Annotated in this window: 2 protein-coding genes (1 of these 2 only partly in view); both read right to left on the reverse strand. The window is 70.0% G+C overall.

The features are described 5' to 3' along the window. Positions 1 to 5177, reverse strand: a 5177-nt coding sequence (locus tag ACTJJK_RS12415) for an amino acid adenylation domain-containing protein (protein ID WP_440730344.1), incomplete at its 3' end; no start/stop codon positions are given. Then, positions 5158 to 12177: the end of a non-ribosomal peptide synthase/polyketide synthase gene (locus ACTJJK_RS12420; RefSeq protein WP_440730345.1), read on the reverse strand. 20862 nt of this gene lie beyond the right edge of the window; only the last 7020 of its 27882 coding nucleotides appear in the window; its start codon lies off the right edge, out of view; the stop codon is at positions 5158 to 5160. The genes ACTJJK_RS12420 and ACTJJK_RS12415, both read right to left, overlap by 20 nt.

The raw sequence follows: 12177 nt of genomic DNA on the forward strand, positions 1-12177 counted from the left end.
CCGTTCAACAGCGGCACCCACAGCTCGTAGGTCGAGGCGTCGAAAGCGTGGGTCGAATGCAGCAGCACGGTCTCGTGGCCGCTGGCGAAGCGGCGGTCGCGGGCGAACTCGACCACGTCGCGCTGACGCACGGCCACGCCCTTCGGCACCCCGGTCGAGCCAGAGGTGTACATGACGTAGGCGAGTTGCTCAGGATGGATGGCCGGCTTGCGTGCACGCGATTCGGTGGACGCGTCGAAATCGAAGCGGTCCAGACGCAGCAAGTTGGGATGGGTCAAGCTGCGTGCATCGATGCCGGCATCGGCGATCAACACGGCGGCTTCGGTCTCGGCCAGTAACTGGCCCAGGCGCTCGTCGGGGTGCTGCTCGTGCAGCGGCAGGTAATAGGCGCCGGTCTTGAGCACGGCGAGCACGGCCACGACCAAGTCGGGCGACCGCTGCAGCAGCAGGGCGACGCCGCGTTCGGTGCCGGCGCCGCGACTGCGCAGCTCGTGGGCGAGCGCTTCGACGCGGCGATCGAGCTCGGCGTAGCTCCACTCGATACCGTCGCCGACCACGGCGATGGCGTGCGGGGTCGACGCGACCTGGCGCTCGAACGCGGCCGCGACCGATTCGAGTTCGACGGTGTGTGCGGTGTCGTTGCAGTCGCGCAGCAGGCGCTGGCGCTCATCGGCGTCGAGCAACTCGACCGCGCCGATCGGCCGTCGGTCGTCTTCGGCGACGGCGATCAGCATGCGCTGCAGCCGCAGCGCGATCGCCTCGGCGGTGGCCGGGTCGAACAGATCGCTGGCGTATTCGAGCGCACCGTCGAGGCCGTCGGCCTGGCCGGCGTCGTCGAAGCGCTCGCAGAAGGCGAAGCTCAGGTCGAACTTGGCCACATCGAGGGCGAACTCGGCCGCGTAGGCGCGCAGGCCGGGCAGGTGCAGTTCGGCCTGCTCGGTGTTCTGCAGCACCAACAGCACCTGGAACAGCGGGTGGTGGCTCAAGGAGCGCTCGGGTTTCAGCGTGTCGACCAGTTGCTCGAATGGCAGGTCCTGGTGCTCGAAGGCGGCCAGGTCGGTCGCGCGTACCCGCGCCAGCAATTCGCTGAAGCGTGGGTTGCCGCTCGTGTCGGTGCGCAATACCAAAGTGTTGAGGAACAGCCCGACCAGTTCGTGCAGGGTGGCGTCCTGGCGGCCGGCGACCGGTGTGCCGATGGCGAGGTCGGTGCCGGCGCCGAGCCGGGTCAGGGTCGCGGCCAGCGCGGCCTGCAGGACCATGAACAAGGTCGCGTGGTGGCGTCGGGCGATGGCGCGCAGGCGTGCGTGGGTGTCGGCGTCGAGGGCGAAGCCGCACTGGCCGCCGCGATAGCTGGCGCGCGGCGGCCGCGGGCGGTCGCTCGGCAGTTCGATCTGCTCGGGCAGGCCGGCCAGGGCGTCGCGCCAGTAAGCGATCTGGGCCGCGATCAGGCTGTCGGGATCGGCGTCATCGCCCAATAGGTGTTGTTGCCAGAGGGTGTAGTCGGCGTATTGCACCGGCAGCGGGGCGCGGATCGGTGCGTTGCCGTCGAGACGGGCGGCATAGGCCTCGGCCAAGTCGCGCGCGAGCGGCGCCAGCGAGGCGCCGTCGCCGGCGATGTGATGCAGCAAGAGCAGCAGCGCGTGTTGTTGCGGGCCGAGCCGGACCAGGGTCGCGCGCAGCGGGATCTCATGGCGCAGGTCGAAGGCGTATGCGGCGGCGTGCGAGAGCGTATCGGCCAGGGTGGGTTCGTCGCTGTCGACGACATCCAAAGTGGGGGCCGCACGTTCGAGTACTTGTTGGCTCGGCACCTCGCCAGCGGGGAACACCGTGCGCAGGCTTTCGTGGCGCGCGCACAGGTCGGCGAGCGCGGCGCGCAGCGCGTCCACGTTCAACTCGCCGTCCAGGCGCAGCGCCAGCGGCATGTTGTAGGTCGCGCTGGGGCCTTCGAACTGGTGCAGGAACCACAACCGGCGTTGCGCGAACGACAGTGGCAAAGTCTCGGGCCGCGGCATCGGCCGCAGGGCCAGGCGACGGCTCTGGTTCGGATCGAGTGCGGTCGCCAGGCCGGCGACGGTCGGGGTCTCGAACAGGCTGCGGATCGACAGCTCGACGTCGAGTTCGGCGCGGATGCGGCTGATCAAGCGGATCGCCAGCAGCGAATGGCCGCCGAGGACGAAGAAGCTGTCGTCGATGCCGAGCTGGGCGGCGTGCTCGTCCGACAGGCCGAGCACTTCGGCGAACAGCGCGCACAGGGTTTGTTCGCGCGGAGTGCGCGGGGCGCGCAGGCTGGCCGGGACGAAGTCCGGCGCCGGCAGCGCTTTGCGGTCGAGCTTGCCGTTGGGCAACTGCGGCAAGGCGTCGAGGACGACGATCGCGGCCGGGACCATGTACTCGGGCAGGCGCGCGGCCAGGGTCTCGCGCAGCGCGTCGCGGTCGATCTCGTTCTGTTTCGTGGTATCGGCGACCACATAGGCGACGATCTGCTTCTGCCCCGGCCGGTCCTCGCGCACGATCGCGCTGTTGCGCGGGTAGCCGGCGCGGGCGAGCTCGGCTTCGATCTCGCCGAGTTCGATGCGGAAGCCGCGCAGCTTGACCTGGTGATCGACGCGACCGCGGTGAACGATGACCCCGTCCTCGCGCCAACTGGCCAAGTCGCCGGAGCGGTACATGCGTTCGCCGGCAACGAAGGGATCGGCGACGAAACGCTCGGCGCTGAGCGCGGCGCGGCGCAGGTAACCGTGCGCCAGCCCGGGGCCGGCGATATACAGCTCGCCGGTGACCCCGGCCGGCACCGGCCGCAGCGCGTTGTCGAGCACGTACAAGCGCGTGTTCCAGATCGGCCCGCCGATCGGAATCGGCCCGTCTTCGATCTCGCGGCAGGGCCAGGCGGTGACGCCGATCGAGACTTCGGTCGGGCCGTAGGAGTGATGCAGCGGCCGGCCGATGTGCGCGGCGACGCGGCGATGCAGATCGGCCGACAGCGCTTCGCCGCCGCAGACGATGCGGCGCAGGCTGGTGCAGGCGGCCGCGCCCGGCTCCTGCACGAACATCTCCAGCATCGAGGCGACGAAGTGCACGGTGGTGACCTGTTCGCGCTGGATCAGCGACGCCAGATAGGCCGGGTCGCGATGGCCGTCGGGGCGCGCGACCACCAGGCGGGCGCCGTGCAGCAGCGGCCAGAACAGCTCCCACACCGACACGTCGAAGCTGGTCGGGGTCTTGTGCAGCACCGCGTCGTCGGCCTGCAGGCCGTACTCGCCCTGCATCCAGGCCAGACGGTTGACGATGCCGCGGTGCGGAATCACCGCGCCTTTCGGCGTGCCGGTCGAGCCGGAGGTGTAGATCACGTAGGCCGGGTGATCGAGCTGCAGCGGACGCGTGCGATCAGTGTCGGTGGGTGCGGCGTCGGCACAGTCGCTCAATTCCGCAACAAGCCCTGCATCGTCGAGCAGCCACAAACCCTCACGCGCGGGCAGCCGTTCGACGACGTCGCCACGCGTCAGGATCCGCACCGGTGCCGCGTCGGCGATCATGTGGGCGAGGCGGTCGCTCGGGTAATCGGTGTCGAGCGGAAGGTAGGCCGCGCCGCTCCTGAGCACCGCGCACAGGGCGACGACCAGTTCCAACGAACGCGGCAAGGCCACGCCGACCAGATCCTCCGGGCCGATGCCGTCGGCGATCAGGCGATGGGCGAGGCGGTTGGCGCGCGCGTCGAGTTCGGCGTAGCTCAGCGTCTGCCCTTCGAACACGACGGCGACCGCATCGGGTGTGCGCGCCGCTTGCGCGCTCAACAACTCGGCCAGGGTTTGTGCTGGCACCGCGTGTTCGGTCGCATTCCAGTCGCGCAGCACCTGCGCGGTTTCGGCGGCATCGAGCAGTTCGATGCGGCCGACCGGTTGCCCGGCATCGGCGACGAAGGCCTCCAGCAGACGCTGATAACGGCCGCCCAGGCGCAGCACCTCGTCACGCGTGAACAGATCCGGCCGGTAGCTCAGCTTGAGTTGATACGGGTGGCCGGGAATCAGCGCCAGGCCGACCGGGTAGTGCGAGGTGTCGCCGCCGTGGTGGCTGTGCAGGGCGATGCGCAGCGCATCGGGCGCGGCCTCGTCGCCGTCGCCGACCGGGAAGTTCTCGAACACCACCAGGGTGTCGAACAGTTCGCCGTGACCGGCCAGGCGCTGAATCTCAGTCAGGCCAAGGTGCTGGTGATCGAGCAGCGCCGATTGCTCGGTCTGCAGACGCAGTAGCAGGTCGCGCACCGATTCGTCCGGCCGCCATTGCAAGCGCAGTGGCAAAGTGTTGATGAACAAACCGACCATCTGCTCGACGCCGGCCAGCTCCGGCGGGCGGCCCGAAACCGTGGTGCCGAAGGCGACGTCGCGGCGATGAGTCAGGCGGCCGAGCAACAGCCCCCACGCCGCCTGCACGATGGTGTTGAGGGTCACGCCGAGGCCGCGCGTAAGCCGGGTCAGCGATTGCACCAGCGCATCGGGCAGGTCGATACGCAAGGTGTCGGGCACCGCCGCTGCGGTCGTGGCCGCTGCGATCCGGCTCGGTTCCTCGAAGCCGGCGAAGGCGTCGCGCCAGGCGCTGCGCGCCGCGGCCGCATCGCGCGAGGTCAGCCAACGCATGTAGTCGCGGTAGGGCGTGACCCGCGGCAGCGCCTGCGCGTCGGCGCCGTTGCGGTACAGCGCGAACAACTCTTGCAGCAGGATCGGCGAAGACCAGCCGTCGAGCAGGATGTGATGGCTGGTGAACACCAGGTAATGCCGCGTTGCCGACTCGCGCACCAGCACGAAGCGCAGCAGCGGGGCACGGGTCAGTTCGAAGCGTTGCTGTTGGTCGTCGGCGATCGTCTGGGCCAGCGCATCGGCACGCTCATCCGCAGGCAAACCACTGATATCGATCTCGCGCCACGGCAGCTCGACCTCGCGCTGGATGACCTGCACCGGCTCCTTGATCTTGTGGTGCACGAAGGCCGCGCGCAGGCTGGCATGGCGCCGCAACAGCGCTTGCGCCGCCGCTTGCAACGCTGCCGCATCGAGCACTCCATCGAGCGCGAACACCATCTGCACGACATAGCTGTCCTGCACCTCGTGGTCGTAGAGGGCGTGGAACAGGAAGCCGTGCTGCAACGGCGACAGCGGCAGCAGGTCTTCAATCTGAGAGTTGCGCATAAATCGATTCCAGAAGTTCGATGTCGGACTGGTCTAGCGCGACCATGGGGACGTCCGAAGGGGTCAGGGTCGACGTGTCGGCGGCCGCGGCGAAGTCGGCGATGCGAGTGAGCGCGTCGAACCAGGCCTCGGCAAAGGCACGCACCTCGCTTTCGTCGAGCAGTTCGCCGGCCCAGCTCCAGTTCGCGCACAGGCGCGGACCGTCGGGGCCGTCCTGGACCAGGGCGTTGAGGTCGATCGCGTGCGGCAAGGGCTGGGCCTCGTCGCTGCCGCCGCCGAAGGCGCCGGGGTCGTCGGCCACGTTCCATACCGCGGCGTCGTCGGAAGCGCCGACCGCGAAGCGGCCGAGGTAGTTGAAACCGATGCTCGGCGCCGCGAACGCGGCGAGTTCGCGCCCGGCCTCGTCGTGCAGATGCCGCAACAGGCCATAGCCGATACCGTGGTCGGGCACTTGCCGCAGTTGTTCCTTGACCGACTTGAGCGCGCGTTCCATGGCCTTGCCGCCGGTCATCGCCTCGACCGGGTCGAACTGCGAGGCATCCAGGCGCACCGGGAACAGGCTGGTGAACCAACCGACGGTGCGCGACAGGTCGGCGCCGTCGATCAGGCCGTCGACGATCGCGGTCTCGCGGCCGTGGCCTTCGAGGTCGAAGCGCAGGCTATCCGCATCGGGCGCGTTGCCGCGCTGGCGCCGCCAGGCGAACGCGGCCAGCGCGAACCCGGTCAGCAACACGTCGTTGACGCGGCCATTGATGCGTTCCGGCGCCTGGATCAGCAAGCGCTCGGTGGTGGCGACGTCGAGGTTCAGGCTGAGGCTGCGCAGGCTGGCATGGGTGTCGCGGTGCGGATCGAGCGGGCGCGCGAACCACGACGGCGGGGCGTCTTCGAGCATCGAACGCCAGAACGGCAGTTCCGCGCTGCGCCGCTGCGCCGCCTCGGGCAGGGCCAGCGCCCATTCGCGCAACGAGGTCGGCACCGGCTCTAGCACGATCGCCTCCACGCCGCCGGCTGCCTGTTGGTAGGCGGATTGCAGGTCGGGCACGAGGATGCGCCAGGACACGCCGTCGACCACCAGATGGTGCAGGACCAGCAGCAGGCGCGAGCGTTCGCCATGATCGAACCAGACCGCCTGCAGCAGGCGTCCGGCTTGCGGGTCGAGGCGTTCCTGCGCGGCCTGGGCCTGGGCGGCGATCTCGGCTTCGCGTGCGGCCGCATCGAGCCCGTGCAGCGACACCGCGAGCACGCAGTCGTCGGCACGGATGCGGCCGGGCTCGGCGATCTCCAGCTCATGGGTCGGCGACACGCTCAGGCGCAGCGCATCGTGGTGGTCGAGCAGAGCCTGGATTGCGTGCAACAAGGGCGCGGCGTCGAGCGCAGGCACCCGCAGCAGCATCGACTGTTGATACTGCTTGAACGGCCCCGGTTGTTCGAACAAGTCGCGCAGGATCGGCGTCGCCGGCAACGGCCCGGTCGACGCCACCGCCGGCAGTCGAACGGCTTGTTCGAGCGCAGTGGCGACAGTGGCGAGTGCACGCACGGTCTGGTGCTGGAACACCTCACGCGCGCTCAGGCGCAGGCCGGCCTGGCGGGCGCGGCTCACCAACTGGATCGAACTGATGCTGTCGCCGCCGAGGGCGAAGAAGCCGTCGTCGATACCGACCGCGGCCAACCCCAGGACTTCGGCGAACAACAGCGACAGGCGCTGTTCGAGCTCGCTGCCGGGCGCGGCCGAGACGTCGACCTGCACTTGCGGCGCCGGCAGCGCCTTGCGGTCGAGCTTGCCGTTCGCGGTCAACGGCAGGGCAGGAACGGCGACGAAGGCCGCCGGCAGCATGTACTCGGGCAAGCGTTCGGCGAGTTCGCGCCGCAGCTGCGCGGCATCGATCTGCGGCGCCACGACATACGCGACCAACTGGCGCTGGCCGGGCCGGTCTTCGCGTGCGATCACCGTATTGGCGGCATAACCGACTGCCGCCAGAGCGGTTTCGATCTCGCCCGGTTCGATGCGGAAACCGCGGATCTTGAGCTGGTGATCGGCGCGGCCGAGGTGTTCGAGGCGGCCGTCGCGACGCCAGCGCACCAGGTCGCCGGAGCGGTACATGCGTTCGCCGACGAGGTAAGGATCGGCGACGAAGCGCTCGGCGCTGAGGTCGGGACGGCCGAGATAGCCGCGGGCCAGGCCGGCGCCGCCGATATACAGCTCGCCGGCCACGCCGACCGGCACCGGCCGCAGGCGCGTGTCGAGCACGTACAAACGCGTGTTGCGCAGCGCCGTGCCGATGCTGGGGCGGTCGCCTTCTTCGATCTCGTCGATGGCGACGTAACTGGCGTCGACCGTGCATTCGGTCGGGCCGTAGCAGTTGTAGCCGCGTACCGGATGCTCGCGCAGCGCCTTCCATTGCGATTCGCCGACGGTTTCGCCGCCGAGGACGACCGTGCTCGGGTGAGTGCGGCCTTCGTCGAGCAGGCCGATAGCGCGCAATTGTTCGAAATGCGCCGGGGTCAGGTCGACCGCGTCGATGCGCCGGCTGGCGATGTAGTCGAGCAGGGCCTCGCCTTCGCGACGGGTGTCGTCGTCGATCAGGTGCAGTTCCTGGCCGGCGCACAGCCACAACAGGCCTTCTAGCGAGGTGTCGAAGGCAAAGGTGGCGGTCAGGGCGAAGCGGATGCGCGCCTCGCCGGAATGGCGCACGACATCGGCGAACAGGCGCTCGCGATGTTCCTCGAACAGGTTGGCGACGCCGGCATGGGTCACGACCACGCCCTTGGGTTTGCCGGTCGAGCCCGAGGTGTGGATGACGTAGGCCGGATGCAGCGGGTGCAGCGGCACTGAGCGGTCTGCGTCGGTCGGGTCGTGGTCCGGCGCGTCGGAGAGGCGTTGCAAGCCCTCGACGTCGTCCAGGCGCCAGACCGGCATGTCGACCGCGAGCGGGGCATCGTCGATAAGCGCATCGGCGATGGCGCCGTGAGCGAGCAGCAGGCGCGGCGCGGCTTCGGCGAGCAGTTCGCGCAGACGCGGGCCGAGGTGCTCGGTGTCCATCGGCAAATAGGCCGCACCGGCCTTGAGCACGCCGAGCATGGCGACGACGGTGTCGAGCGAACGCGGCAAGGCCAGGGCGATCCGGTCCTCGGCGCCGATGCCGGCGGCGATCAGGCCGTGGGCGATGCGGTTGGCGCGGCGGTTGAGTTCGGCATAGCTCAGCGAAAGTTCGCCGCAGACCGCGGCGATCGCGTCCGGCGTCGCCGCGACCTGATGCTCGAACCACTGCGGCAACGAGCGCCCGGACGCTGTGGTGCGGGCGCCGTTCCAGCCGACCAGCAGGCATTCGCGTTCGTCGGCATCGAGCAGCTCGATATCGCCGATGGCGCGTCCGGCGTCGGCGGCGACCGCGCGCAGCATGCGTTCCAGGTAGACGCCGATGCGGCGGGCGGTGTCGGTGTCGAACAGGTCGACGGCGTACTCGATCATGCCGTGCAGGCCGGCCGCCGCGCCGCGTTCGTCGTGCAGTTCGGTGAAGTCGAAGCTGAGGTCGAACTGGGCGATGTCGAGGTCGAACTCGGCAGTATGGCTGCGCAGGCCGGGCAGTTCCAACCCGGTCTGGACGTGGTTCTGCAGCGACAGCATCACCTGGAACAGCGGGTGATGGGCCATCGAGCGGGTGGGCTTGAGCGCATCGACCAGACGCTCGAACGGCAGGTCCTGGTGTTCGTAGGCGGCCAGGTCGGTCTCGCGCACGCGGCCGAGCAGTGCGGCGAAGCTCGGGTTGCCCGAGGTGTCGTTGCGCAGCACCAGGGTGTTGAGGAACACGCCGACCAGATCGTCGAGCGCGGCGTCGGAGCGGCCGGCGATCGGCGTGCCGAGGGCGATGTCGTCGCCCGCGCCGAGCCGGCTCAAGGTGGCGGCGAGCGCGGCCTGCAGGACCATGAACACGGTCGCTCCGTGGCGCCCGGCAAGCGCGGCCAGGCGCGCATGCAGGGCGGCGTCGAGCGGCAGCGACAGGTGACCGCCGCGGTAGCTCGAGGTCGGCGGCCGCGGCCGGTCGCTCGGCAGCGAGATCAGTTCCGGCAGATCGGCGAGGGTGCGCTTCCAGTACTCGGCTTGTTGCGCGAGCAGGCTGGCGGCGTCGCCCTCGTCGCCGAGCACTTGGCGTTGCCACAGGCTGAAATCGGCGTACTGCACCGGCAGCGGCGACCAGTCCGGGGCACGGCCGCGCAGGCGCGCGGCATAGGCCTGGGCGAGGTCGCGCGACAGCGGCGCCAGCGAGGCGCCGTCGCCGGCGATGTGGTGCAGCAGCAACAACAGCACGTGGCGCTGCGCGTCGAGCGCGAACAGATGCGCGCGCAAAGGCAATTCGCGGCTGAGATCGAAAGCGTAGGCGGCCGCCTGCGACAGGTCGGCGCGCAGGCGTTCGTCGTCCGTGTTCGCGATCGACAGCGGAGCCTCGGCCTGGGCCAGTACGCATTGGCTCGGCGCTTCGCCCGCGACGGTGGTCGCGGGGAACACCGTGCGCAGGCTTTCGTGGCGCGCGACCAGGTCGGCGAGCGCGGCGCGCAGGGCGTCGCGGTCGAGTTCGCCGTCCAGGTGCAGGGCCAGCGGGATGTTGTAGGTCGCGCTGGGCCCCTCGAACTGATGCAGGAACCACAGGCGTTGCTGGGCGAACGACAGCGGCAAGCGCTGCGGCCGCGGTTGCGCGATCAGCGGCGCCCGCCGGCCGCCGCCCGAGGGCAGGGCCCGCGCCAGCGCTTCCACGGTCGGCGCATCGAACAGAGTGCGGATCGACAGTTCGACGTCGAAGGTCGCGCGGATGCGGCCGATCAGACGGGTGGCGAGCAGCGAATGGCCGCCGAGGGCGAAGAAGCTGTCGCCTACGCCGACCCGTTCCAGGCCGAGCACTTCCGCATACAAGGCGCACAGGATCGCTTCGGCGGCGTTGCGCGGGCCGCGCGAGGCCGGCTGCGCGGCGAACTCCGGCGCCGGCAAGGCCTTGCGGTCGAGCTTGCTGCCGTTGGCGGTCAGCGGCAGCGCGGGCAGGGCGACGAAAGCCGACGGCACCATGTACTCGGGCAGGCGTTCGCCGAGGCGCCGGCGCAGGCTGTCCTCGTCGATGGCTTCGTGGGTGACCAGATAAGCGACCAGCAGCGGATGGCCGGGCCGGTCCTCGCGCACGATCACCGCGTTGCCGGCATGGCCGCATTGCGCCAGCGCGGCTTCGATCTCGCCCAGCTCGATGCGGAAACCGCGCAGCTTGATCTGCTGGTCGGCGCGGCCGAGGTAGTCGAGCTGGCCGTCCTCGCGCCAACGGGCGCGGTCGCCGCTGCGGTACATGCGCTCGCCGATCACGAACGGGTCGGCGACGAAACGTTCCGCGCTCAGGCCCGGGCGGTCGAGATAACCGCGGGCCAGGCCGGCGCCGGCGATGTACAACTCGCCGGCCACGCCCGCCGGCACCGGACGCAGCATGGCGTCGAGCACGTACAAGCGGGTGTTGGCGATCGGCGTACCGAGCGGCGGCGCCGCGCCGGCCAGCGAGGCCGGCGACAACACCCCGCTCATCGCCGCGCAGACGGTGATTTCGGTCGGGCCGTAGGCATTGACCAGGCGTCGCCCGGCCGACCAGGCCGCGGCGACGTGCGGCGGGCAGGCTTCGCCGCCGACGATCAGGGTGCTGGGCCAGGTCTGCACGGCCGGGTCGAGGCTGCTGAGCGCGCTCGGCGGAATCAGGGTGTGGCTGATGCGTTGTTCGTCGAGGGTGCGGGCGAGCGCGTCGCCGAGCAGCAGACCCGGCGGCGGCAACACCAAGGTCGCGCCGGCGGCGAAACACATCAGCATCTCCATCGCCGCCGCGTCGAAGCTCATCGAGGCGAACTGCAGCACGCGGCTGTCGGCATCCAGGCCGAAGCGTTCGATCTGGCTGTGGGTCAGGCTGGGGAGGCCAGCGTGAGTGACGACAACGCCCTTCGGCCGCCCGGTCGAACCGGAGGTGTAGATGACGTAGGCAGGATGGCGCGGATCGAGCGCGCGCATGCGTTCGCGGTCGTCCGGGTCGTGGCTCGGCGCATGCACTAGTTCGGCACCGAAGCCGTGGGCGTCGTCGATCAACAGCAACTCGGCGTCGGCGGGCAGGCGCGCCGCGCTGGCGCGGGTGGCGATCACTTTGTGCGGGCGCGCATCGGCGAGGGTCCAGGCCAGGCGCTCGGCCGGGTGGTCGGCGTCGAGCGGCAGGTAGGCCGCGCCGGCCTTGAGAATCCCGAGCACGGCGACCACGGTGTCGAGCGAGCGCGGTACGGCGATGGCGATGCGGTCCTCGGGGCCGACGCCGTGCGCGATCAGCGCATGCGCGCAGCGGTTGGCGCGGCGGTTGAGTTCGGCATAGCTGTACTCGTGGCCGGCGCAGACCGCGGCGACCGCCTCGGGCGCGGCGGCGACACGTTGCTGGAACCATTGCGGCACGGTCTGCACGGGCAGCTCGACTTCGTTGCCGTTCCAGTCGTAGAGCACGCGGCGGCGTTCGCGGTCGTCGAGCAGGTCGAACTGTTCGAGGGCGCGCTGCGGATGCGCAGCGATCGCGTCGAGCAGACGCGACAGACGCTCGGCCAAACGCTCGATGCTGAGCGCGTCGAACCGCGCCGGGTCGTAGTTGAAACGGAACGACAGGCGCGCGCCCGGCGTGACCAGCAGGCTCAGCGGATAGTGGGTGGCGTCGCTGCTGTGGAAGCCGCTGATGCGCAGCTCGCCGAGCGCCGACTCCAGGCCGTTGTGATCGATCGGATAGTTCTCGAATACGTACAGGCTGTCGAACAGACGCTCGAAGCCGGCCAGGCGTTGCAGCTCGGACAAGTTGAGATGCTGGTGTTCGATCAGGCCGGCCTGTTGCGCCTGCAGGTGCAGCAGCAGGTCGATGAAGCTCTGGCCGGCCTGCAGGCGCACGCGCGAAGGCACGGTGTTGATGAACAGGCCGATCATCTGGGCGACGTCGCGCAGCTCCGGCGGACGCGCGGA

The sequence above is a fragment of the Lysobacter sp. 22409 genome (assembly GCF_052045105.1).
Classification (GTDB): Bacteria; Pseudomonadota; Gammaproteobacteria; order Xanthomonadales; family Xanthomonadaceae; genus Lysobacter; species Lysobacter antibioticus_B.